Genomic DNA, 24,932 nt, shown 5'->3' with positions numbered 1-24,932 from the left:
AATCAAATAGTTTCCGTGTGTGTGGAAAATTGCCTGACATCAACTTTCCAGAGGAAGCATTTGCATTTCTCCGTTTCGAAACAAATAATTACGCATCTGCCTGTTACCTGACATCATTAAGGGGATCGTATGAAGCATCCTGTTTCGCTTCTTTGTACTGCGCTGTGGCTGTGCGGGCTTTCTTCACTTTCATATGCCGCGGAGGTTCCCGAAGGAACGGTTCTGGCGCAAAAGCAGGAGCTGGTTCGACATATCAAAGATGAGCCCGCTTCGCTCGATCCGGCAAAAGCGGTGGGATTGCCCGAGATACAGGTGATTCGCGACCTCTATGAAGGGCTGGTAAATCAGAACGAAAAAGGGGAGTTAGTTCCCGGCGTGGCGACGCGCTGGCAGAGCAATGACAACCGCGTCTGGACGTTCACGCTGCGGGATAACGCTAAGTGGTCTGACGGTACCCCAGTGACGGCACAAGATTTTGTCTATAGCTGGCGTCGTCTGGTTGATCCTAAAACAACGTCACCTTTCGCCTGGTTTGCGGCGCTGGCGGGCATTAACAATGCCCAGTCCATCATCGACGGCAAAGCTGCTCCGGATACGCTCGGCGTGACGGCGGTCGATGCTAAAACGCTGCGCGTGCAGCTGGACAAACCGCTACCCTGGTTCAGTAATCTGACGGCTAACTTCGCGTTTTATCCTGTTCAAAAGGCCAATGTGGAGAGCGGTAAGGAATGGACGCGCCCTGGCGCGCTCATTGGCAACGGTGCTTATGTGCTGAAAGATCGCGTGGTGAATGAAAAACTGGTGGTTGAGCCGAATTCACATTACTGGGATAACGCCAGGACGGTGCTTAAAAAAGTCACCTTTGTGCCGATCAACCAGGAGTCCTCGGCGACCAAACGCTATCTGGCGGGCGATATCGATATTACAGAATCGTTTCCGAAAAACATGTACCAGAAGCTGCTTAAAGATATTCCGGGACAGGTTTATACACCGCCACAGCTTGGGACCTATTACTACGCGTTTAACACGCAAAAAGGCCCAACCGCGGATGCCCGCGTACGTCTCGCGCTCAGCATGACTATAGACAGACGTATTATGGCGGAAAAAGTCTTGGGGACCGGCGAGAAACCGGCCTGGCATTTTACTCCCGATGTCACTGCGGGTTTTACGCCGGAAACCTCGCCATTTGAGCAGATGTCACAGCAGGAGCTGAATGCGCAAGCGAAAACGTTGTTGCAGGCGGCAGGCTATGGCCCCCAGCGTCCGCTAAAATTAACGCTGCTGTATAACACGTCTGAAAACCACCAGAAAATCGCGATTGCCGTTGCATCCATGTGGAAGAAAAATCTGGGTGTTGACGTTAAGTTGCAGAATCAGGAGTGGAAAACCTACATCGACAGCCGCAATACCGGGAATTTTGACGTCATCCGTGCATCGTGGGTAGGGGACTACAATGAGCCGTCTACATTCCTGTCGCTGCTGACCTCCTCCCATAGCGGGAATATCTCACGATTCAACGATCCTGCTTACGATAAGATTATTCATCAGGCGACGCTCGAAACTACTGAAAAAGCGCGTAATGCCGACTACAACATGGCCGAGAAGATCCTCACCGAGAAAGCACCAATTGCCCCTATTTATCAGTACACCAATGGCCGTCTCATCAAGCCATGGGTTAAAGGTTATCCGATAAATAACCCGGAGGATGTTGCGTACAGCCGTACAATGTATATTGAAAAGCATTAAAAAAGAGGTCAGGGCGCTACGTGATTATGGTAAATATCCATTAACCGCATAAGCGCCCGCTCTCAGGGTTGATAGTTTTACAGCCTGATTATTACCAAATATCCCCTTCATATCAGCCCATCACTTATTGTCATGATGAATATCTTCAGAGAGATTCTTTCTCCCGTTTATCGAAAAACGCGTAGTCATTTATTCGCCATTCCTGTAGCAGTATAGTCATTACTGTTTTAAAGATTGAATTTGTCCGATACAGGATTTTTTCATATTCAGGCCATTTATTGAATTAAAGCCTTATTTCTCTGCGCTGTTACGGGGTGTGTTAATAAATGCATTGATGTAAATCAATTATTCAACCTCATGGGACAATAAGTTCAATATTTCCAATCAAAGCAGTCATTTCTGCCAAATTAATGTGAATAAATAGTTAATTTTTACTGTGTATCATGTATCTATGGCATTTATGAGTACACTAATTTAGTGGAATATTCTTAAGAAAAGTCTAATGGTAGATCTTTGATCTGGGAAGTTGATTTTAAATGGGTTTTTGCTCTAATATGGCTTTGTAAAGAAACGTCACTCACTTAACATTTATTTCTTTTAAAGAAAGGGATTGCTATGGCCGATTCATTCCAGAATGAGGTGCCCAAGGCACGCATAAACTTAAAGCTGGCTCTGCATACAGGTGGCGCGCAAAAGAAAATCGAACTGCCGCTTAAACTCCTCACCGTCGGTGATTTCAGTAATGGAAAAGAGAATCGCCCATTATCGGAAAGGGAGAAAATCAACGTCAATAAAAATAACTTCAACAGCGTACTTTCGGAATTTAACCCGGAAGTGAATCTGACGGTTCCTAACACAATGGCCGGGGATGGCTCGGAAGAAAGCATAAAACTGAATTTCTCCGATATTAAGGATTTCGAACCTGAACAGGTTGCCCGCCAGATCCCCCAGCTCCGCGCCATGCTGGCCATGCGTAATTTATTACGCGACCTCAAATCCAATCTTCTTGATAACGCCACTTTCAGAAAAGAACTCGAGAAAATTCTCAAAGACCCGGCGCTGTCTCAGGAATTACGCGACGAAATGAGTGCACTGGCCCCGAAATAAGCGGCATGTGTAATTTAATGGATTAACCGGGAATATGCTGATGTCTGTGAATACTGAAACCGCCTCCGCGCAGGGGCAGACCACCGTACTGGAAAAAGAGGGCGTTTACGCCTCCCTGTTTGAAAAAATCAACCTGACCCCGGCCTCCAGCCTGGGTGATATCAATGCGTTTCTGGATGACGCCGCGCTTTCTGACGCTCCGGCGGGTGAACGCCTGACGGCGGCGATGCAGGTGTTTATGGACTGCATCCGCAAATCCGGTCAGCCGGTGGAGAAGCTCGACAAAACGCTGATTGACCACCATATCGCTGAGCTGGATTTCCAGATCAGCCGTCAGCTGGATGCCGTAATGCATCACCAGGAGTTCCAGAAGGTGGAGTCCCTGTGGCGCGGCCTGAAGCAGCTGGTGGACAGCACCGACTACCGCCAGAACGTGAAAACCGAAATTCTGGATGTGTCGAAAGAAGATCTGCGTCAGGACTTTGAAGACGCGCCGGAACTTATCCAGAGCGGCCTCTACTGGCACACCTATACCGCCGAATACGACACCCCGGGCGGCGAGCCGATTGGCTCCGTGATTTCATCCTATGAATTTGACGCCAGCCCGCAGGATGTGGCGCTGCTGCGCAACATCTCTAAAGTATCAGCTGCCGCACATATGCCGTTTATTGGCTCTGTCGGTCCGAAATTTTTCCTGAAAGACTCGATGGAAGAGGTCGCTGCAATTAAGGATATCGGCAACTACTTCGACCGCGCCGAGTACATCAAGTGGAAATCTTTCCGCGACACCGACGACGCCCGCTACATCGGCCTCGTGATGCCGCGCGTGCTGGGGCGTCTGCCGTATGGCCCGGACACCGTACCGGTACGCAGCTTTAACTACGTTGAGCAGGTGAAAGGCCCGGATCACGAGAAATACCTGTGGACCAGCGCGTCGTTCTCCTTCGCGTCAAACATGGTGAAGAGCTTCATCAATAACGGCTGGTGCGTGCAGATCCGTGGCCCGCAGGCGGGCGGGGCGGTGAAAGATCTGCCTATTCATCTGTACGATCTGGGCACCGGCAACCAGGTTAAAATTCCGTCTGAGGTGATGATCCCGGAGACCCGCGAGTTTGAGTTTGCCAACCTCGGCTTTATCCCGCTCTCGTATTACAAAAACCGCGACTATGCCTGCTTCTTCTCGGCGAACTCCGCGCAGAAACCGGCGTTGTACGACACCGCAGATGCCACGGCCAACAGCCGCATCAACGCCCGTCTGCCGTACATCTTCCTGCTGTCGCGTATTGCGCACTACCTGAAGCTCATCCAGCGCGAGAACATCGGCACCACCAAGGACCGCCGTCTGTTGGAGCTGGAGCTGAATACCTGGGTGCGTAGTCTGGTGACGGAAATGACCGATCCGGGCGATGAGTTGCAGGCTTCTCATCCGCTGCGTGACGCGAAGGTGGTGGTGGAAGATATCGAAGACAACCCGGGTTTCTTCCGCGTGAAGCTGTTTGCGGTGCCGCACTTCCAGGTGGAAGGCATGGATGTGAACCTGTCTCTGGTGAGCCAGATGCCGAAAGCGAAAGCGTAAGGCGGTAGCAGGGATGAAAATTTATCGTCCGCTGTGGAACGAGGGGGCGTTGCTGTCCCCTCAACAATTCCAGCAACAGTCCGACTGGGAAACTTTTCGCAGCACAGGCGTTGCGGCACTTGCCTCGCCGTTTGCATGGGGCGTTGAGCGAGTTGAAATTGATGAAAGACTGCTGGAAACAGGTCTGATACAGATTTCACAGCTGCGGCTCTGGCTGCCCGATGGCACGCTGGTGGATACGGTAGTCAGCGACCTGCCGCCGGAACCGCGTGAACTGGATTTATCACCTCATTCAGACGCGGTTACGGTGGTGATTGCCCTGCCGTTGATGCAGTCCGGGTTAAATAACGTGCTCCAGGAAGCGGCAGTGGCTGATCGGCCGCTCCGCTATCGTGAGGAGTGGGTCAATGTTCAGGATGCGTTTGGCAGCGAAGAGGAGTCCGTCGCTGTTGCCCGCTTTAATCTGGCGATCCGTTTTGAGCATGAGGATAACGCGTCGTGGCAGTGCTGTCCGGTTGCACGGCTGATCCGGGACGGACAGGGGAGCTGGCGTCATGATCCGGCATTCATTCCGCCTATGGCCCTGTTTTCTGCCAGCCCGGCGATGCGGGAAAGGCTGGTGTTACTGAACCGCCAGCTTCGCTCCCGCCGCCAACGGTTGATGGCTATGCGTCGGGAAAGTAATGAGCGCCTGGCGGATTTTGCTGTGGCGGATGTTTCTCTTTTTTGGCTTCTCAATGCGCTTAACTCTCATGCCAGGGTACTGGTCGAGTTTGAACGTTTTCCGGCTCGCCATCCGGAACAGGTGTGGGCAGAGCTTGCGCGGCTTGCGGGCAGTATGCTGACGTTTTCTCTGGACAGCGATCTGGACGCAATCCCTGGCTATGACCACGCCCGGCCTGAAATGACGTTTCCACCGCTGTTTGAACTGATCGCCGGTTTACTGGAAGCCAGCCTGCCGTCCCGTGTGATAGCGCTGGAGATGTCCCGACCTGACGCCCAGACCTGGAAAGCCTCGCTGCACGACATTCGGCTGCGTGAAGAAGCCGATCTCTGGCTCTCTGTCCGGTCTGACGTTCCAGCCTGGCAAGTGGCGGAGAAATTCCCGGCATTATGCAAGGCGGGTTCCCCGGATGATGTGAATGCGATTTCCACCGTTGCGCTGCAGGGGATCCCACTCATTGCCGTGAATCGCGTGCCTGCTGCGTTACCGGTGCGAATGGAGAACCAGTACTTCGCGCTGGACATGGAAAGTGCTGCGGCACGGGACATGCTGGAGCAGGGGATCTGTATGTTCTATGTGCCTGCTTTGCTGGGACAGCTTGAACTTGAACTGTTTGCGGTACTGCGATCATGAGAAAAGAAACCGATATCGATGCTCTGATGGCGGAGACCTGGCTCACCGTCACCCTGCTTAAGCAGGGGGCAACAACGCCTGACGGGAATGTGCTGTACGACACCTGCTGCAAACATGTGGAAAGCGTGCGCGAGGCGCTGGATCGAGCAGGATATGATGAAGCCAGTGTCGATCATATCTCTTATGCGCAATGTGCGCTGCTTGACGAAGTGGTCATGAGCAGAAAACTGCCTGACGGGGCAGATGCTGATGCGGGCCAGGTAGCCTGGCGAAAAGCGCCGCTACAGGCGCGCTATTTTGGGTCGCTGCATGCAGGTGAAGCCCTGTGGGATCGTATTGCGGAAGTATTGCGCCAGCCAGCGCCAAACATGGCCGTTCTGACCTGCTATCACCGGGTGCTCGCGCTGGGATTCCAGGGGTTGTACAGCATGGGCTCTGTCAGCCAGACCCAGCGTGAAGAGGCAATGAAAGCGCTTGCTGAGCGGGTTCCGCCTCTTGATGCCGGCCTTTCTCTGGTGGTTCGCAGGACCGGAAAACACCGTTACAGCCTGCTGCGCTCTGTCTGGTTCTGGATCGCGGCGGCGGCGGTAATCACCGGTGCCGTATGGTGGGGCGGTCATCTCTGGCTCCAGGCTCTGCTGTCCGCGCAGTTACCGGAGTTGCCCCATTAATGCGTAAATCGGTCATGGTTTCTCTGATATTCCACGTACTGGCGGGTGCCGCGGCGCTTTTATGGCTTCTGTGGGGCTTCATTCCGGCAGGCACGCTGTTTAAAGGCGTGATGACGCTGTGCATTGTTGCGCTGGCCGTCTGGCAGATCCGGCGAAAAAGCCGTTTCAGCCAGGCTCAGGGCAATGGCGGGACTAGTTTTGATCTGCCCGTACTTGCTGATGCGGGTCCGGTTGTTCTTGTTTGCGGAGACAGACTGGATGCCCTGTTCGGGGAGCATACTCTGCGTAAAACAGCGCATGGCTGGTGGCTGCGGGTGAATGACGTCAGCAGGCTCAGTGATTTCGTGCGCGATATTCAGGAGCGGCAGCCGCGCCAGGCTGGACAGATCGCCGTTATGTATGCCTCCCATCCCGACGGGTACCAGGATGAAGCGGTGTTGCGCGCGACCCTGAAAGCGTTGCGCCAGCAGATGAAACAGCTGAGCCTGATCGCCGGATTCACTCCGCCGGTGATCCTGAGCGCTGAGTTTTCCGGCCCTGAAACCCCGTGGGTTATTGTCCATGGCGACAAACCGGTTGTTTACCCTGTTGATGAGACGCCACAGGCTACGGACGACTGGCAACAGGCAAATCGTCTGGCGCTGATGCCTGTACTGCGGGAAGGCTTTGCTTTTATGCGCACCCTTCTTATGGATGAACTGGCGAAAGAAGATCGGTTATTTCCGCCGGTCCACCCGTTTGCGGTGGCTCTGAAAAGCGGCGGCGCTTCAGCCAGCAATACGTCTTTATGGGCACTCTGGCTTTGTCGCCTGACACACCTGCTTCTGCCGCAGACAGACGAAATGGCGGAGGCATCCGGTCGTTTTCCTGATGCGGTACTACCGTTGCTCACGCCTTACTGCGCACCTGTTCAGGGCGGGAAGCGCACCCGCCGTCTCATTGTGTGGGTCCTGGCCTGCGTTCTTAACGCCCTTGGTTTTTCTGCCATGAATAACGCGGCGCTGATCCGCCAGGTGGGAATGAATCTACAGCGCTGGTATGCCATCCCCATGAACCATTATGAGCCGAAGGCGCAGTCACTTGCCGCACTGAAACAGGACGCCCTTCTGCTGGAGCGCTGGCAGCGGCAGGGGGAACCGCTCAGGTATGCGCTGGGCTATTACCCCGGTCAGCGTCTGTGGCTGGCGTTACAGAAGGCGATTGACACGTATGTGCCGCCACCAGCTCCCGCCATGGAACCGGTACCGAAAATCATCCGCCTCGACAGCATGTCACTGTTCGATACCGGAAAGTGGGCGCTTAAACCCGCCTCAACAAAGCTGCTGGTGAACTCACTGGTGGGGATCAAGGCGAAGCCCGGCTGGCTGATTGTGGTGGCGGGCCATACCGACAGCACCGGGGATGACCAGTCCAACCAGGTGCTGTCGCTTAAGCGCGCGGAGTCGGTGCGCGACTGGATGCGGGATACCGGCGACGTGCCGGAAAGCTGTTTTGCGGTGCAGGGCTATGGTGAAAGCCGTCCTGTCGCCACCAACGACACGGCTGAAGGCCGGGCGCTGAACCGCCGTGTCGAAATCAGTCTGGTGCCGCAGGCGAATGCCTGTCAGGCACCGGGCACGACCCATGCGTCATCGCAGGATGATGGCGCTGATAACAATGTAACGGAGTAATTAACATGGCAATTCCAGTCTATCTGTGGCTGAAGGACGACGGCGGCGCGGACATCAAAGGGTCCGTGGACGTGAAAGATCGTGAAGGCAGTATCGAAGTGGTGGCCCAGGAGCACAACCTGTACATCCCGACCGATAACAATACCGGCAAGCTGACCGGCACCCGTATCCACACCCCGTTCCTGTTCACCAAGGAAATCGACTCCTCCAGCCCGTACCTGTACAAGGCGGTGACGACCGGCCAGACCCTGAAATCGGCCGAGTTCAAATGGTACAGAATCAATGACGCAGGCCAGGAAGTGGAGTACTTCAACACCAAGCTTGAGAACGTGAAGCTGGTGAAAGTGAATCCGAAGATGCATGACATCAAGGATCCTGCTTTCGAGAAGCACAACCACCTCGAGCAGATTGAACTGCGCTACGAAAAAATCACCTGGACCTACAAGGACGGCAACATCATTCATTCCGATTCCTGGAACGAACGTACCACCGCGTAAGAGCCCCGAGCAGACGGTCAGCCGTCTGCTTTTTTTGCTGAGCGCCTGCACTGACGGGTGGTCAGCAAAGAAAAACACAATCTGCCTGCCCGACCTGATGCGCTTTGGGTTCCTGAATAACAGGGAACAGCGACGGGCGGTAGCGTGTCCGGAACTGATAAAGAGAGAGTCTCATGGAAAATCCAGCCATCCTGTTACGCCGTCTTAACCCTTACTGTGCCCGCGCGATGGAAGGGGCCGCTTCCCTGTGCCAGACCCGCGCCCATGCGGAAATCCTGCCTGAGCACTGGCTGCTGAAACTGCTGGAACAGGGTGAGGGCGACCTGACGGTGCTGGCACGGCGCTACGAATGGGATATGGATACGATATGGCAGGATATGCTGGGTTTTCTGGACAGCCTGCCACGGTCAGTGCGCAGCCGTCCGCAGCTTTCGGATGGCGTGCAGTCACTGATGCAGGACGCCTGGCTGCACGCCTCGCTGGCGGGGGAAGAGCATATCCGCAGCATTCACCTCCTGATGGCTCTGGTGGAAAAACCGAAACTGCTGCGCTGCGACGGCCTGTGGCCGCTGCTGACGCTGGCGCAGAGCCAGCTTGAGCGCCTGCGTGGACTTCTGGATGCGCAGTCGGATGAGCGCCCGGAGGTGCAGCAGGAAGCGGAGCTTACGCAGGGGGATGAGGTGGAGTTTGTCGGCCGTCCGGTGAATGCGGATATAAAAGGAGAGCTGAACCCGGCGTTGCAGAATGCGCTGGACAGGTTCACCCTCGACGTCACCGCCCGCGCCCGTGAGGGCAGAATCGACCCGGTCTGTGGCCGCGACAATGAAATCCGCCAGATGGTGGAAATTCTTTCCCGGCGCCGCAAGAACAACCCGATTCTGGTCGGCGAACCGGGAGTCGGCAAGACCGCGCTCGTGGAAGGACTGGCGCTGCGCATTCATGAGGGCAATGTGCCGGACGCGCTGAAGCCGGTCTCGGTGCGCACCCTTGACCTCGGCCTGTTACAGGCCGGGGCGGGTGTGAAGGGGGAATTCGAGCAGCGCCTGAAAAACATCATCGACGCGGTGCAGCAGTCACCCCTGCCGGTTCTGCTCTTCATTGACGAGGCGCACACCATTATCGGCGCGGGCAACCAGGCGGGCGGCGCCGATGCGGCCAACCTGCTGAAACCGGCACTGGCCCGCGGTGAACTGCGTACCATTGCCGCGACAACCTGGAGCGAGTACAAACAGTACTTTGAGCGCGACGCCGCGCTGGAGCGTCGTTTCCAGATGGTTAAAGTTGATGAACCGGACGACGACACCGCCTGCCTGATGCTGCGCGGACTCAAGTCACGCTACGCGGAGCACCACGGCGTGCATATTACCGATGAAGCGGTTAAAGCCGCCGTTACGCTCTCCAGACGCTATCTGACCGGACGCCAGCTTCCGGACAAGGCGGTGGATTTGCTGGATACCTCCTCTGCCCGTGTCCGTATGAGCCTCGACACTATTCCGGAGCCGCTGACCCGCATGAAGGCGCAGCTCACGGCCCTTGCTATGGAGAAACAGGCGCTGCTGGAGGATATCGCGGTGGGCAATACCGCCCACGGCGAGCGTCTGGCGGCCATCGGAGAGGAAGAAGTCGCCATCATTTTGCAGCTCGACGAACGGGAAACCCGGTACGGTCAGGAGCTGAAAATCACGGAAGAACTGCTTGCCTGCCGCACGGATATCTCCCGTCAGGGGGAGATTGCTGACCTTCAGATGCAGCTTACTGCCGTGCAGCAGAATACACCGCTGCTGGGGCTGGATGTGGACGCGCGTACCGTCGCCACCGTTATCGCCGACTGGACGGGCGTACCGCTCTCTTCCCTGATGAAGGACGAGCAGACGGAACTGCTGAGCCTTGAGCACAGTCTGGCGAAACGCGTTGTCGGTCAGGACAGTGCTCTCAATGCCATTGCGCAGCGCCTGCGCGCCAGCAAAACCGGTCTGGCGCCGGAGAACGGCCCGCAGGGCGTGTTCCTGCTTGTGGGGCCGAGCGGCACCGGCAAGACCGAAACCGCCCTGGCGCTGGCCGATGAACTGTTCGGCGGCGAGAAGTCTCTTATCACCATCAACCTTTCGGAATACCAGGAGCCACACACCGTCTCGCAGCTCAAGGGCTCACCTCCGGGCTACGTGGGTTACGGTCAGGGCGGCATTCTGACCGAAGCCGTCCGTAAGCGCCCGTACAGCGTGGTGCTGCTGGATGAAGTGGAAAAGGCGCACCGGGACGTGATGAACCTGTTCTACCAGGTGTTTGACCGGGGCTTCATGCGCGACGGCGAGGGGCGGGAAATTGACTTCCGCAACACGGTGATTCTGATGACCTCCAATCTCGGCAGCGACCTCATCATGCAGATGCTGGAGGAACAGCCGGAGGCGACAGAGCCGGACCTGCATGAACTGCTGCGTCCTGTCCTGCGGGACCACTTCCAGCCCGCGCTGCTGGCGCGCTTCCAGACGGTGATTTACCGTCCGCTGGTGCAGGCAGCGATGCGCACCATCGTGGAAATGAAGCTGGCGCAGGTCAGTAAACGCCTCAACCGTCACTACGGTATGAAGACCGATATCCACGAAAGCCTGTACGACGCGCTGACCGCCGCCTGCCTGCTGCCGGACACCGGGGCGCGCAATGTTGACAGTCTGCTGAACCAGCAGATCCTGCCGGTGCTGAGCCAGCAGCTGCTGATGCATATGGCAGCGGGGCAGAAGCCGCAGCATCTTACGCTGGGCTGGAATGAGGAGGAGGGGATTGTGCTGGCATTTGATGGCGAGAATAGAGGAATACAGCCATGAGTGATTCACTGTTAAACGATGCGACTGGTCTGGTCAGGCAGTTGCTCGGTCAGTCACGTTATCGGCTGGATGTGCATGGCTGCACTGAATTTCTTGATGTACTGAAATTCAGTTCGGTGGAGACTCTGAGCCAACCCTGGCGATTTGATATCTCCGTGACCTCTTCCTCGCCGGATATTGCCGGTGACGCTGTGCTGTTAAAACCCGCATCTTTTACGTTTCAGACCCCGGTGTTTGACGGGACGCCGGCTATGCCGGTACGTACCGTTTATGGCATGGTGGAATCGTTTAAACGTGTATCCACCTCAAAAGAAGATACCGTATATACCCTGGCGCTGGTGCCACGTATCGCCCTGTTAGCGAAAACGAAAAGGTGTGAGATTTTTCTCAATCATTCCGTTACTGACGTCGTGGAAAAAGTACTCCGCAGGCACGGTCTGGAAGGGGCGGACTTTGAGTTTCGTCTGTCCCGTGAATACCCAGCCCGAGAGCTGATTACTCAGTGGCGGGAAACCGATCTTGAATTTATTCAGCGACTGCTGGCCGAAGTGGGAATTTTCTGGCGGTTCGAAATGGACAGCCGTCTTGAACAGGATGTCATTATTTTCCAGGATAGCCCGGAGCAGTATCAGTTTGGCGTGACCCTGCCGCTGCGAAACCCGTCCGGCATGAGCGACAGCGGGCAGGAAAGTGTCTGGGATATCCATACCGCGTACCATGTTGTCAGCGGCGGGGTGACTACCCGGGATTACAACTACCGGGATGCGCTGACGCCACAGGACAGTACGGTCAGCGTCAGCGGGCGGAAAGGGATCACCACAGGTGAGATCTATCATTATGCAGAGCCGTTTCTGACAGCAGGCGATACGGAAAGTCCTGAAACCGGTGCGTTCTTTGCTCGTCTGCGCCATGAACGCATCCTGAACGAACAGTATACCGTCAGTGGGCACAGCTCCTGCCCGCATCTGACACCGGGCCAGGTGCTGGAAACGGATGCAGGTCTGCCGGAGGTGTTGAAGGACGGGATAGTTATCACTACTGTGGAAGCCAGCGGCTCGCGTCAGGACAGTTTCCGGGTGAAGTTCGCGGGGATCCCATACAGTGAAACGGTCTGTTACCGCCCGAAATCGCTCAACCGCCCGGTGATCTCCGGTTCGCTGCCGGCAAGGGTGGAAAGCATGCAAAAAGGCGACACTTACGCCTGGCTTGATTCACAGGGACGCTACCGGGTCAGGCTTGACTTTGACCGCAACAGCACTGAACAGGGATATGCGTATCTATGGCTGCGGCTGGCAAAACCGTATGCCGGTGATACCTACGGCTGGCATGCGCCGTTGCTTGACGGCACGGAAGTGTCGGTGATGTTTGACAGCGGGGACCCCGATCGTCCGTATATTGCATATGCCCTGCATGACTCCGAACATCCGGATCATGTCACTCGTGATAACCATACGCGCAACGTGCTGCGCACGCCTGCAAATAACAAGCTGCGGCTTGAAGACAAACGCGGTGAGGAGCATATCAAACTCGCCACGGAGTACGGCAAAACCCAGCTCAATATGGGCCATCTGGTTGATACGCAGCGCTCACAGCGCGGTAGCGGTTTTGAACTGCGCACGGATGAATATGGCGCGGTCCGTGCGGCGAAAGGACTTTATCTGTCCGCGCATGAACAGCCGAAGGCGCACGGGCCGGTACTGGAGATGAGTCCGGCGGTGAATCAGATTAACAAGGCTAACAGCCAGATGCAGGCGCTGAATGGCGCGGCTGAAGCAGCCGGTGCGCTGGTGTCGGATATCAGCACGCAGGCTAACCTGGTCTCGGAACGGTTAAGAGAACTTCAGTCGGCGGTGCTGCTGGCCAGCGCCCCGCAGGGAGTGGCTGTTACCTCCGGTGAACATCTTCAACTGACCAGTACGAAGAACACCATGATAAACGCAGGTGAACACCTTGATATCGGTGCAATGAAAAACCTGTCGGTTTCGGTGGAGAAGGCGCTGGGGTTGTTTGTGCATAAGGAAGGAGCAAAGCTGGTTGCAAACCAGGGGGATGTGGAAATACAGGCTCAGCACAACACCCTGGCGTTGTTTGCTGAAAAGCAACTGACCGTGACGAGCAGCGAAGATGAAATCATCATCAGCACCCCGAAAACGCTGACGCTGAATGGCGGCGGGTCATACCTGAAGCTGAACCAGAATGGGATAGAGCATGGCTCCGAAGGGATGATGATAATGAAAGTGGCGACCTATCTGGTTCCTGGTACAGGGGCGTCACTGAAGAATGTCGCGCAGGTATTCGAAAGAACCAGCCTCAGCCAGATCCCGGTTTCCCCGGCAGAGCAACAGCAGGATGGACCTTCAGTAATACCTGCGCAGCGGCGCGGACGTTTCTCACGCTAAGGAGTGCCTGTGAAAATCTGTTACCCCATCAGAAACACCAGCGGCCAGGAGTTCCGCTCGCCGGATGAAGTCATGCGTCTTGTTGACGGGGAGGCGCACGGAACGTGGCTGCTGGGCACGAACGGACTGTGGCATGGTGGTATCCACATCAGTGATGTCTCCAGTCCCTTCTCGGCGCTTAACCCGGATGCCCTTAATACCGGCGAGCCCGAGCCCATCCGGTTCATGGCAGACGGTACTGTCGTTGCGTACCGGTTGAATAAGGAGCACCTGACAGCCCCGTACTGCGGACAGCAGCTGCGTTACAGCAGCAGTTTTGTGCTGGTGAAGTCACTGTGCCGGCCCGATCCGCAAAAGGAAAAAAGCTGGCTGGAGTTTTACATCCTGTATATGCATCTGGCTCCGGTGTCAGACTATCCTGCCTCTCCCTGCTACAAAGTGAGGGACGGGCACAGCGGCATACTGTTACGTCAGTATAAAAACGGGCAGAACGGGCTGCCGGAGGGGGCGCCGGATAACGGCGAAGCCGGGACATATCCTGCCCCGGCGAAAGCGAACAAAAGCCTGAAGGCAGGCGATCGTTTTGTGTCTTCCCGTACGGGGCGTTTTTATGTCACGAGGAACGGACAGACCACCCTGACGACCTTTGGCCTGGTCCGTTTACTGAAAGACAATGTTCCGGGAAAAGAACAGTACTGGGTGACGCTGGATCCGGCGCTGATGGAGCCGGCCGGAGAAATACAGGGACTGATGCCGGCGTGGATGCAGAGAGCAAAACAGAAAGGGGCTTTTGACTCTGTGGAACTGACGGGAGGAACGGAAGAATGGCAGGTCAGCGCGGGCGCGCCTGTCGGGTTTATGGGATGTACGGAATCTCCGGCAGAGGGGAATAAACCTGTGGACAAGGAATGGTTTGTCCATCTGGAAGTGCTGAGTACCGATACCCGTATGCCCGGGTTTTTAGCCAACCCGGAAGGTGTGACGGGGGATAAAAAGTCAGTTCTGGTGCCAAAGGGAAAAAACCTGTTTATCCGGCAGGATGCGGCGGGACAGCCGGCATTTACCCCGACCTCCGCCAGGCTGGGCGCGCAGTGCCTGCTCACGCGGGACGCGGCAACACCGGTTGCGGATGGCTCCCGGAACTGGTGGTACAAAGTCACCGGGAGTGGCTGGTTACCGCAAAGCGATGTTGAAGATGTGAATCAGTATGATCTACTGATGCTCGGGTTTCAGGCGCTGGAGGAAGAGAGCGGCGGTGATGTGATGGACAGTCCGTATGAGGGCTGGGTACCCCAGGCGTTTAATGCGGTAAGCCGGTCAGCGGAGCAGGGGGCTGATTATCAGTACAGCCAGGTGCCGCCGTTTTATCGCGAACTGATGGCAGAGATGGACAGCAACCATGACGGGAAACTGACGGCAGAGGAAATCAGGCAGGCGCTGGCGGTACGTGATCCGCTGGTGAAAAATGTGGTGAACCGTCTGGTGGTGAAACATCACAGCGAATGGAGTAAAGGCCGTTCGACGGGGCGCTGGGAAGGGTTTTATCAGGATCTGGACCCACTGGAAGTAAAGTACTGCGAGAAATGGCAGGCGGATCTGGAGTGGATGAGCAGGGTGCCGCCGTTTGATAAGGATGAGGCGGTATGGCATTTTCATCCGGTGGTGTTTTTGGATGCGATTGAGCATGAGCTTGATAAGCAGGTAATTTTTCCGCTAACCGTGAAGCCGGAAAACGATCCCGGGCATATATGGTCTCATTATGACTGGAGAAATATGCATCAGTCTAACATGGCTGCATATGGAACCAATCGTAATGGAGGGGCCAGAAAGCACGCTGCACGTGATTTGTATACTAAACCTTATGAAAAAGTGGTAGCAATCTGTGATGGCAAAGTTCTTGGTACAAATCCTTTCTATGATGGAACCAATGAGATTGCTATTTTTCATACAACAACAGATGGACGTAAATTTATTGTTAGATATGGGGAGCTTGATCCACCGAGTATTAAAGTAAAAATTGGGGATGAAGTAAAACAAGGACAACATATAGGTAATACAGGGAAACTTATAAATCCGAAAACCAATCGACCAAGGTTGAAATTAGGAAATGTCATTGTTTATATGCTCCATCTTGAATTATATACTAGCAAAGTCTCTTGTAGTATTAATCCTCCACTTACAGACAAAACAAAGCCTCCATTTTTAAGGCGTAGTGATTTGGTTGATCCTATTGAAATTTTGTCGGAAGGGTATGCTAATACATTTAATAATAGTACCTCGAAGGAAGAACGTTTGGATACAACAACACTACATACATCAGAAAATGGTAAGATATTTATAAAAGGATGGGAATCATTACGCCTTAACGCTTATAATGACTCGCACGGACATTGCACTATAGGATATGGTCATTTAATAGACAGTAAAAGATGTGAGAATATTTCATTGCCAACTGAGTATCAAGGCGGAATCACTCAAAGTAAAGCAAATGAAATATTTGATATTGATTTGGTTAGATTTGAAAATGGTGTCAAAAGAAATATTAATGTTGATTTATATCAATATGAGTTTGACGCACTTGTTAGTTTGTTATTTAACTGTGGGGAATTTTTCTTTTCATCTAACGGGGCTCCGAATTTATTGAGGTTAATAAATTCAGAAAACTATGAATCTGCGGCTGATGAATTCATGGATATAACAAATGGTGGCGACCCCGGCCTTGTGAAAAGACGGTTATCTGAAAGGAACTTATTTGTAAACAATGTTTATGATTCTAAGGATTAAATGCGACGTAAATCTATTATGAATAAATTTATATTAGTTCTGCCATTGGTGTTTGCTTCATTTTTTTTAAATGCTAAAACCGTTCCTGTCGTGACGGATATATTATCACCGAATAATTCTACGTCTTGGGTGAGTTATCTGATCTCCGAGCCTATTATTCCTGGAGGAGAAGATGTTACTAAGGATTCAATTGATGTTATTTTTAAAGGGAACAACATTGTTATTGATAACACTAATGTCTCTATCGGCAATATTTGCAAATATGAATACAGTAAGGAAAGTATATCTCCTCTGGAATACTGGCATAGTGAAAAAACAGTTGATTTATATAAAAAGTTCCTTTCTGCTTATAACATTAAGCTAGGAGGTAAATTAAACTTAATTACTCCGATAAATCCTTCTGTTAAATGTGATTATCCGTTTTCTTATTTTATTGAGGTTGATGGTTCATTAGTTTTTATTCTTAATAATAGAGCAATTATTTATTCTCACAATAATAAAAATGATGATGTTCCCAATTCTGTATGTATACATAAAGAACAACCACTGGAGAAAATATTTGAAAATGGTGATATTGATGAGTGTTTTTATAAAAATAAAAATATTTTGAGTTCTTATCAAAAATATAGAGATAGTTTAACTAATGATAACAAAAAATATCTCCAGGAAAATATAGAGTTAAATAAAAATTTCTCCATGAAATGTGATAACGGATGTATTACCGTTATCTATAAATGGGACGGGCCAGATCATCTTACCATTTCGCAGCAGTTTGATGGTGGTGAAACAGAGATTTCCTTCAGTAAAGAAGTTCAGGGTTGTCGAGTCGTGACTAAGTCGCTTCCCGATTAATTTTATTTGCTAAATCCGCTGGAAAATTGCGCGAAGGTTATGGTTTGAGAGAGCCAGCCTCAGCCAGATCCCGGTTTCCCTGGCAGAGCAACAGCAGGATGGACCTTCAGTAATACCTGCGCAGCGGCGCGGACGTTTCTCACGCTAAGGAGTGCCTGTGAAAATCTGTTACCCCATCAGAAACACCAGCGGCCAGGAGTTCCGCTCGCCGGATGAAGTCATGCGTCTTGTTGACGGGGAGGCGCACGGAACGTGGCTGCTGGGCACGAACGGACTGTGGCATGGTGGTATCCACATCAGTGATGTCTCCAGTCCCTTCTCGGCGCTTAACCCGGATGCCCTTAATACCGGCGAGCCCGAGCCCATCCGGTTCATGGCAGACGGTACTGTCGTTGCATACCGGTTGAATAAGGAGTACCTGACAGCCCCGTACTGCGGACAGCAGCTGCGTTACAGCAGCTGCTTTGTGCTGGTGAAGTCACTGTGCCGGCCCGATCCGCAAAAGGAAAAAAGCTGGCTGGAGTTTTACAGCCTGTATATGCATCTGGCTCCGGTGTCAGACTATCCTGCCTCTCCCTGCTACAAAGTGAGGGACGGGCACAGCGGCATACTGTTACGTCAGTATAAAAACGGGCAGAACGGGCTGCCGGAGGGGGCGCCGGATAACGGCGAAGCCGGGACATATCCTGCCCCGGCGAAAGCGAACAAAAGCCTGAAGGCAGGCGATCGTTTTGTGTCTTCCCGTACGGGGCGTTTTTATGTCACGAGGAACGGACAGACCACCCTGACGACCTTTGGCCTGGTCCGTTTACTGAAAGACAATGTTCCGGGAAAAGAACAGTACTGGGTGACGCTGGATCCGGCGCTGATGGAGCCGGCCGGAGAAATACAGGGACTGATGCCGGCGTGGATGCAGAGAGCAAAACAGAAAGGGGCTTTTGACTCTGTGGAACTGACGGGAGGAACGGAAGAATGGCAGGTCAGCGCGGGCGCGCCTGTCGGGTTTATGGGATGTACGGAATCCCCGGCAGAGGGGAATAAACCTGTGGACAAGGAATGGTTTGTCCATCTGGAAGTGCTGAGTACCGATACCCGTATGCCCGGGTTTTTAGCCAACCCGGAAGGTGTGACGGGGGATAAAAAGTCAGTTCTGGTGTCAAAGGGAAAAAACCTGTTTATCCGGCAGGATGCGGCGGGACAGACGGCATTTACCCCGACCTCCGCCAGGCTGGGCGCGCAGTGCCTGCTCACGCGGGACGCGGCAACACCGGTTGCGGATGGCTCCCGGAACTGGTGGTACAAAGTCACCGGGAGTGGCTGGTTACCGCAAAGCGATGTTGAAGATGTGAATCAGTATGATCTACTGAAGCTCGGGTTTCAGGCGCTGGAGGAAGAGAGCGGCGGTGATGTGATGGACAGCCCGTATGAGGGCTGGGTACCCCAGGCGTTTAATGCGGTAAGCCGGTCAGCGGAGCAGGGGGCTGATTATCAGTACAGTCAGGTGCCGCCGTTTTATCGCGGACTGATGGCAGAGATGGACAGCAACCATGACGGGAAACTGACGGCAGAGGAAATCAGGCAGGCGCTGGCGGTACGTGATCCGCTGGTGAAAAATGTGGTGAACCGTCTGGTGGTGAAACATCACAGCGAATGGAGTAAAGGCCGTTCGACGGGGCGCTGGGAAGGGTTTTATCAGGATCTGGATCCACTGGCAGTAAAGTACTGCGAGAAATGGCAGGCAGATCTGGAGTGGATGAGCAGGGTGCCGCCGTTTGATAAGGATGAGGCGGTGTGGCATTTTCATCCGGTGGTGTTCTTGGATGCGATCGGTCAAAAGAGAAACAAAGAAATTATTTTCCCCTTTAAAGTAAAACCTAAAAATGATATCGAAGGGGTGTGGAAACGATATTATTGGGCTGCATCTTTGACTGATAGTAATGCATCGCAGGCTATATTTGGGCGTAATAGATCTCGAGGGAATAGAAAGCATGCTGCTCGCGATTTATATTCTGAACCACTAACTGAAATTGTTGCAGTGAGCAATGGAATTGTTAGGAGTATTTCTCACTATTACTTTGGGACTTGGCAAATCACTATCGAGCATACTACTAATGATGGGCGGCATTTTTATATTAGATATGGTGAAGTTGATCCTCAAAGCATTGTTTTCGGGAACGGAGAGAAGGTCCAGCAGGGGACTGTTATTGCAAAAACAGGGTTGATGATTGATCCATCAACACGGCGACATCCTAATATCATTCCTGGTCAGGTTGTCTATATGCTTCATTTTGAGTATTACCCCGGTAATGAAACTCTGCCGCCTCCAAATAATACACCCACTCCACCATTTCAACGACGTAATGATTTACAAGATCCTATTGATATATTGAGAGAAGGTTATAACAACACATTTTGCAACGAAAATAATGATACTGAAAGTAGGAGTGCTATCAGTGAACTGACCGTTTCTGATATGGGTAAGGCCTTTATCAAGGAATGGGAAAGTTTTAGGTCGACAGCTTACAATGATTCAGAAGGTTTTTGTTCTATTGGTTATGGACATTTAATTGCAAGAGCTAGGTGTGAAGATATATCTCTTCCAGAAGAATTCAGAAATGGAATAACTAATTCTAAGGCTGATGAATTATTTGAATCTAGACTCTCGAATTATATTAAAGAATTAAAGGCATCTGTCAGTACAGATTTATATCAATATGAATTCGATGCTTTGATTAGTTTGCTGTTTAATATGGGACGAATGAGTAAAGCACCACAATTGACTTTAAAACTCAACCAGGCAAATTATGAAGGTGCGGCGAATGAGTTTTTGGATATTACAAATGGTGGGGTATCCGGGCTTGTTACTCGACGTCAAAAGGAACGTGATTTATTTTTAACTGGAGCGTATGATTTCTCTCGTTAATTTTAATCTGGAGTTGTGTCATGAGTAAAATTTATTTTTCAATTATTTTGATGTTTTTTTGTTTTTTTCCAAAGATAGCCATTTCTGATAATGGGGTAGATCATAAACTGTGGGTGTATGAAAAAGTTTCTGGTGTTGATGTTTTTGGTAAGCATGATTTAAATACGATTAACAATTTGAATGAAATATACAGTAAAGTAAAATTTACATTTAGTGGTAAAACGCTAACAATAAAAAATGATTTTCTTGAAGATAACAATGTGTGTTCGATTGATTATGTTAAAATTAAAAAAACACCCATATCATATTATTTGTCTGAAAAAACAATGGCACTATATGAACGGCTTTTTAAGTATGAAGGTGTGTCTCTACCTAAATATATTTATCTTCTGACAGCTCTTTTACCAGGGGATGAATGCCCACCTCCTTATAGTGAGATTCTCGAAGTTAATGATTATCTTGTTCTTTTGGATCAAAACTATGCTTTATTCTTTAAAGAGGCGGAAACAAAGAATAATAATCAAAAAAAAGATAGCTGGGCAACTTATTGTAAGGAGAGGCGTCCCAGCCGAGAATATGATGGTGTAAGTAAATATACGTGTTTTTTTCCTGATTTGAAATTAAGGGATGCTTATGAGGAATTCAGAAGGATTCAATATGATAATACGCTATTCAAAAAGCAACTACCCAGTACAAATAAAGTCGATAAATTCAATGATGCAAAGGTTAGTTATGCATGGCAGGAGAGTAATTCGTTAAAAATATCAGTGGTCAGAGATAATGAGAGTGTGACTTTTTCTTTTAATGAAAATTCAATGGGAACCAGCCTTGAAGTCACAGAAGAAACTCAATATTAAATTTGAATAAATATGGTTTTCCTGATCAAGGAACATTGTGCAGATATTGATTTGGCAGGCAGGAGGACAAATGCAATTAACGGGTCACTGATGGATAAAGGACTCGGTCTGGTAGAAAAGCTGATCGGCCAGTCATATTATCGCGTTGACGTGTATGAATGTACCGAATTTCTGAATGTGTTGTGTCACAGAGCGGTGGAATCCCTCTCAGCCATGGCGATATAATGTGACAGTCATCTGTTCTTCTTCGGATATTGTCCGCGACACGTTACTGCTGAAACCGACGTCATTTACCTATAGGGTTTATGGGGTGTACGAAAACCCCGGGTGCGGGGAATAAACTTGTGGACAAAGAATGGTTTATCCATCTGGAAGTGCTGAGTACCGATACCCGTATGCCCGGGTTTTTAGCCAACCTGGAAGGTGTGAGGGGCGAAAAAAGGTCAGTTCTGGTCCCAAAGGGAAAAAACCTGTTTATCCGGCAGGATGCTGCGGGACAACCGGTATTTACGCCGACCTCCGCCAGGCTGGGCGCGCAGTGCCTGCTCACGCGGGACGCGGCAACACCGGTTGCGGATGGCTCCCGGAACTGGTGGTACAAAGTCACCGGGAGTGGCTGGTTACCGCAAAGCGATGTTGAAGATGTGAATCAGTATGATCTACTGAAGCTCGGGTTTCACGCGCTGGAGGAAGAGAGCGGCGGTGATGTGATGGACAGTCCGTATGAGGGCTGGGTGTCCCAGGCGTTTGATGCGGTAAGCCGGTCAGCGGAGCAGGGGGCTGATTATCAGTACAGCCAGGTGCCGCCGTTTTATCGCGAACTGATGGCAGAGATGGAGAGCAACCGTGACGGTAAAGTGACGGCAGAGGAAATCAGGCAGGCGCTGGCGGTGCGTGATCCGCTGGTGAAAAATGTGGTGAACCGTCTGGTGGTAAAACATCACAGCGAATGGAGTAAAGGCCGTTCGACGGGGCGCTCGGAAGGGTTTTATCAGGATCTGGACCCACTGGAAGTAAAGTACTGCGAGAAATGGCAGTCAGATCTGGAGTGGATGAGCAGGGTGCCGCCGTTTGATAAGGATGAGTCGGTGTGGCATTTTCATCCGGTGGTGTTTTTATATTCACTAAACACTGAATAGGACTGCGCACAATTAATCTGGGGTGATGTGGTAAACCAGAGATTAGGTGCTGCTAAGGCTTGTGAATTCAGGAAAAAAGTTGTCAAGATATGTTCTGAAATTTGGGGAGAGAAAGATAAAATAAGATATGCTGATGTTTTAATGGGATGTATGTCTGTTGAAACAAATCGAATGTTCACATCTTCTGTTGTAGCTTACAGAAAAGCGCGCCATAAAAATGGTGATATTATATTTATTTCCAGTAAGTCGGGGACTACACCTAAAATTGAACTTCATGTATTTACTAAAAATGAAATAATTGAAGATAAAAGTATAGTAGAGAAAAATGCAGTGGGGTTGATTCAGTTTACTTCTATAGCAGTGCAACAAATAAATATAACTCACAATTTATCTTTGACTAAAATGCAGCTTGCAGATATGGACGAGGTTGAACAATTAGATTATGTGAAGTTATATTTTACTTCAGATAAAGAAAAGTTTTGGCAAATAAAGAGTCCGGAAGATGTTTATACCTTTATATTCTGTCCTGAAGGTGTAGGGAAGCCGAATGATGCAGTTCTGTATTCAAAAATGGACAATGAGAAAGCATATGGCAGAAATGCCAGTTTAGACACTACAGAACATGGAAATAAAGGAAATAATGATGGTTTTATACAAAAAAGTGAATTGCTTGCAAGGTTGTATGTTTTGATTGGCGAAGGGGAAAGATATAAGAATCAGTGTTCATGTGTGGCTCAGAAAAATAATAACCCAGACTGGATGCCAATTGCATTATCAGAATATAATAAATATAAAGATTTAATTGAGACCGATTCTGTATTAAATGATAAAATTAAGATATATCATGACACAACTAACGCTAAGGGCAAAGATGGTGAAAGCTCATGGTGCTCTTCATTTGTAAACTGGTGCTTTACACAGACTAAGTATGCTCCATTAGCTACGAAGAGTGCTTTGGCGTATTCTTGGGGCCTGGGTTCCTGGCAAAATGGTGAGGTTGTAGATAAGCCCTTCTATGGAGCTATTGTTGTGATGAAATATAGCCACGTTGGATTCGTTTGCGGCATTAACGCTCAGGGTCGACTACTTATACTGGGAGGAAACCAGGGGGGTGGGCGAGAAGGAACTGCAAATTGCATTTCTATCCGAGCCAACTCGATAACAGCTGTTAAGTATTTTATGAAGCCAAAGGGTTATAACGTCAGGCCAGAAGTTTATGATTTAGAAATTATGAATGTTTCTGGACCTGATTCAAGTTATTCTGATACACATTAAGGGTAATGAATGAAAAGAATATCGTTTTTTTTGCTATTCGTGTCTATACCTTCAATTGCTGATGAGTTGATATATTCTAATTATTTTAGGGATTTTACAGAGGCGTTTACGCCCCCGATTATTTCAGTGAATGATTATTCAAAATTATCTTCTTATAAACTTCATCCTGAGCTATTTGTTGATTTCGGGAAATCCCCTCCAGAATCATTTGATAACAACGATTTGCATAATTCAAATGTTATATTTAATGGTGCGGCATCTAAAAAGTTCTTTATCAATTTTGTCAACTCCACTTTTTTGAATGGTGACGTTTTGAATGGAAATAAAAAAACTTTACTGACAAAAATGGGAGTTATTCTTTTCGGGTGAAAATAAAAAATGGGCGGGTTGTTATTTTTGAAAACATGCTCATTTCTGCGCCGGAGAGTATGACTGCTGAGTTTAGTTGTTCATATACGTTTGATACTATAAATAAAGATCCATTAAAGTTAACTGACGTGTTTTGTGCCGGTTAAAGAGGGGGGGCGATGGTCAACCTGATATCAAGTTTTGTATTCTTTATAACGTTTTTATTTAACTACGCTTCAAGTGCCTCAGAACTTACTCGCTCTGATGAGAAATATTTCTTTGAAATGAATGGTGAAACGTTATCTGATGGTTCACAAGTTTATATGCGATATGATGTGGATATGTTTTACGAACAAAAAAAGCACATATCAGGATAACTACATGGCATGCACCCGTCTCATGTGATGGTGATTATAATATGCAAAACAATAATAAAGAATATGTTTTAGTCTATACAGGCGGAGATGATGGATGTGCGTATCCGTCACCTCAATTCCACATTAAGAAAAAAGGAAACCATATGTATATAAAAGGAGAGCCTCTCGTTTATGGACAGGGGGGGTTGAGAATGACAGGAAGAAATAAATAATGTTTAGAGAATATTAACAGGTGATATGAAAATTAAATCCCAGCAGAGGAATAAATATGTTGCAAATTATTCGAAAAGGCGACAAAACCACCCACGGTGGTTCCGTAATGACCTGTTCCGAAACCATGATTTTTGGTGGAATTGGCGTGGCACGTAAAGGTGACAGGGTTTCCTGCCCGATACCTGGACATGGTCCGACAACGATTATCGAAGGTAATCCCAACTATTTGGATAATGGTATCCCTGTTGCTTTTCACGGCCACAGGTGCGGTTGCGGCTGCACTTTGATCAGTTCTTTTGTTCCTGCAAAGGTTGGTTGA

The 24,932-nt window shown here is 50.5% G+C and carries 18 protein-coding genes; all 18 read left to right on the top strand.

Annotation, left to right across the window (positions count from 1 at the left end):
* Positions 1 to 129 precede the first annotated feature (129 nt).
* The 18 genes from O1724_RS12605 (at position 130) to O1724_RS12520 (ending at position 24,932) form a co-directional block, all read left to right on the top strand.
* On the top strand, positions 130 to 1,746 hold the full coding sequence (locus tag O1724_RS12605) for a peptide ABC transporter substrate-binding protein (protein WP_045343273.1): 1,617 nt from the start codon (positions 130 to 132) through the stop codon (positions 1,744 to 1,746).
* A 615-nt stretch (positions 1,747 to 2,361) separates the two neighbouring features.
* Positions 2,362 to 2,853: a type VI secretion system contractile sheath small subunit gene (gene tssB / locus O1724_RS12600; protein WP_003856899.1), complete on the top strand. Its 492-nt coding sequence runs from the start codon at positions 2,362 to 2,364 to the stop codon at positions 2,851 to 2,853.
* 40 nt (positions 2,854 to 2,893) lie between these two features.
* Entirely contained in the window at positions 2,894 to 4,429 is a 1,536-nt protein-coding gene (gene tssC / locus O1724_RS12595; RefSeq protein WP_023324775.1) for a type VI secretion system contractile sheath large subunit, read from the top strand.
* 13 nt (positions 4,430 to 4,442) lie between these two features.
* On the top strand, positions 4,443 to 5,786 hold the full coding sequence (tssK, locus tag O1724_RS12590; protein WP_045895872.1) for a type VI secretion system baseplate subunit TssK: 1,344 nt from the start codon (positions 4,443 to 4,445) through the stop codon (positions 5,784 to 5,786).
* Positions 5,783 to 6,457, top strand: coding sequence for a type VI secretion system protein TssL, short form (gene tssL, locus O1724_RS12585; protein WP_045895871.1), 675 nt, complete (start codon positions 5,783 to 5,785; stop codon positions 6,455 to 6,457). Before tssK ends, tssL begins: the two co-directional genes overlap by 4 nt.
* Positions 6,457 to 8,127: an OmpA family protein gene (locus tag O1724_RS12580; RefSeq protein WP_479983883.1), complete on the top strand. Its 1,671-nt coding sequence runs from the start codon at positions 6,457 to 6,459 to the stop codon at positions 8,125 to 8,127. Before tssL ends, O1724_RS12580 begins: the two co-directional genes overlap by 1 nt.
* A 5-nt stretch (positions 8,128 to 8,132) precedes the next feature.
* Complete coding sequence (gene hcp / locus O1724_RS12575; RefSeq protein WP_032611100.1) at positions 8,133 to 8,624, top strand: type VI secretion system effector Hcp; 492 nt, start codon at positions 8,133 to 8,135, stop codon at positions 8,622 to 8,624.
* A 173-nt stretch (positions 8,625 to 8,797) separates the two neighbouring features.
* Entirely contained in the window at positions 8,798 to 11,446 is a 2,649-nt protein-coding gene (gene tssH, locus O1724_RS12570; protein ID WP_479983882.1) for a type VI secretion system ATPase TssH, read from the top strand.
* Positions 11,443 to 13,845 (top strand): type VI secretion system Vgr family protein, encoded by a 2,403-nt coding sequence (locus O1724_RS12565; RefSeq protein WP_251842251.1) that lies wholly within the window; start codon positions 11,443 to 11,445, stop codon positions 13,843 to 13,845. The genes tssH and O1724_RS12565 overlap by 4 nt, the downstream gene beginning before the upstream one ends.
* A gap of 72 nt (positions 13,846 to 13,917) precedes the next feature.
* Positions 13,918 to 16,629, top strand: a complete 2,712-nt coding sequence (locus tag O1724_RS12560) for a glycoside hydrolase family protein (RefSeq protein WP_479982721.1) — start codon at positions 13,918 to 13,920, stop codon at positions 16,627 to 16,629.
* The gene (locus tag O1724_RS12555) at positions 16,630 to 17,481 is read left to right on the top strand and encodes a hypothetical protein (protein WP_063855879.1); all 852 of its coding nucleotides are present in this window, start codon (positions 16,630 to 16,632) and stop codon (positions 17,479 to 17,481) included.
* A gap of 157 nt (positions 17,482 to 17,638) precedes the next feature.
* Positions 17,639 to 20,404, top strand: coding sequence for a glycoside hydrolase family protein (locus tag O1724_RS12550; protein WP_479982719.1), 2,766 nt, complete (start codon positions 17,639 to 17,641; stop codon positions 20,402 to 20,404).
* A gap of 20 nt (positions 20,405 to 20,424) precedes the next feature.
* Complete coding sequence (locus O1724_RS12545; RefSeq protein ID WP_126297485.1) at positions 20,425 to 21,261, top strand: hypothetical protein; 837 nt, start codon at positions 20,425 to 20,427, stop codon at positions 21,259 to 21,261.
* A gap of 90 nt (positions 21,262 to 21,351) precedes the next feature.
* Positions 21,352 to 21,486: a hypothetical protein gene (locus O1724_RS12540; RefSeq protein WP_257394126.1), complete on the top strand. Its 135-nt coding sequence runs from the start codon at positions 21,352 to 21,354 to the stop codon at positions 21,484 to 21,486.
* 119 nt (positions 21,487 to 21,605) lie between these two features.
* Complete coding sequence (locus O1724_RS12535; RefSeq protein ID WP_252061442.1) at positions 21,606 to 22,400, top strand: hypothetical protein; 795 nt, start codon at positions 21,606 to 21,608, stop codon at positions 22,398 to 22,400.
* Between the two features lie 27 nt (positions 22,401 to 22,427).
* Positions 22,428 to 23,675 carry a CHAP domain-containing protein gene (locus O1724_RS12530; RefSeq protein ID WP_214595398.1) on the top strand — a complete coding sequence of 416 codons (1,248 nt, stop codon included), beginning with the start codon at positions 22,428 to 22,430 and terminating at the stop codon, positions 23,673 to 23,675.
* Positions 23,676 to 23,684: 9 nt separating this feature from the next.
* Complete coding sequence (locus tag O1724_RS12525) at positions 23,685 to 24,044, top strand: hypothetical protein (RefSeq protein WP_126297468.1); 360 nt, start codon at positions 23,685 to 23,687, stop codon at positions 24,042 to 24,044.
* A gap of 624 nt (positions 24,045 to 24,668) precedes the next feature.
* Positions 24,669 to 24,932: a PAAR domain-containing protein gene (locus O1724_RS12520; protein WP_071887075.1), complete on the top strand. Its 264-nt coding sequence runs from the start codon at positions 24,669 to 24,671 to the stop codon at positions 24,930 to 24,932.

Source organism: Enterobacter cloacae complex sp. HYC074_NIDB, assembly GCF_056673345.1.
Note: the sequence above shows the minus strand (reverse complement) of the source record. Positions and strands in the feature narration are given on the sequence as shown.

Excerpts from the sequence above, each read along its gene's own strand:
- O1724_RS12555 (WP_063855879.1), top strand. The coding sequence starts at position 16,630 with ATGCGACGTAAATCTATTATGAATAAATTTATATTAGTTCTGCCATTG.
- O1724_RS12540 (WP_257394126.1), top strand. The coding sequence starts at position 21,352 with ATGGATAAAGGACTCGGTCTGGTAGAAAAGCTGATCGGCCAGTCATAT.
- tssL (WP_045895871.1), top strand. The coding sequence starts at position 5,783 with ATGAGAAAAGAAACCGATATCGATGCTCTGATGGCGGAGACCTGGCTC.
- tssK (WP_045895872.1), top strand. The coding sequence starts at position 4,443 with ATGAAAATTTATCGTCCGCTGTGGAACGAGGGGGCGTTGCTGTCCCCT.
- tssH (WP_479983882.1), top strand. The coding sequence starts at position 8,798 with ATGGAAAATCCAGCCATCCTGTTACGCCGTCTTAACCCTTACTGTGCC.
- tssC (WP_023324775.1), top strand. The coding sequence starts at position 2,894 with ATGTCTGTGAATACTGAAACCGCCTCCGCGCAGGGGCAGACCACCGTA.
- hcp (WP_032611100.1), top strand. The coding sequence starts at position 8,133 with ATGGCAATTCCAGTCTATCTGTGGCTGAAGGACGACGGCGGCGCGGAC.
- tssB (WP_003856899.1), top strand. The coding sequence starts at position 2,362 with ATGGCCGATTCATTCCAGAATGAGGTGCCCAAGGCACGCATAAACTTA.
- O1724_RS12545 (WP_126297485.1), top strand. The coding sequence starts at position 20,425 with ATGAGTAAAATTTATTTTTCAATTATTTTGATGTTTTTTTGTTTTTTT.
- O1724_RS12565 (WP_251842251.1), top strand. The coding sequence starts at position 11,443 with ATGAGTGATTCACTGTTAAACGATGCGACTGGTCTGGTCAGGCAGTTG.
- O1724_RS12525 (WP_126297468.1), top strand. The coding sequence starts at position 23,685 with ATGAAAAGAATATCGTTTTTTTTGCTATTCGTGTCTATACCTTCAATT.
- O1724_RS12520 (WP_071887075.1), top strand. The coding sequence starts at position 24,669 with ATGTTGCAAATTATTCGAAAAGGCGACAAAACCACCCACGGTGGTTCC.
- O1724_RS12580 (WP_479983883.1), top strand. The coding sequence starts at position 6,457 with ATGCGTAAATCGGTCATGGTTTCTCTGATATTCCACGTACTGGCGGGT.
- O1724_RS12560 (WP_479982721.1), top strand. The coding sequence starts at position 13,918 with ATGCGTCTTGTTGACGGGGAGGCGCACGGAACGTGGCTGCTGGGCACG.
- O1724_RS12605 (WP_045343273.1), top strand. The coding sequence starts at position 130 with ATGAAGCATCCTGTTTCGCTTCTTTGTACTGCGCTGTGGCTGTGCGGG.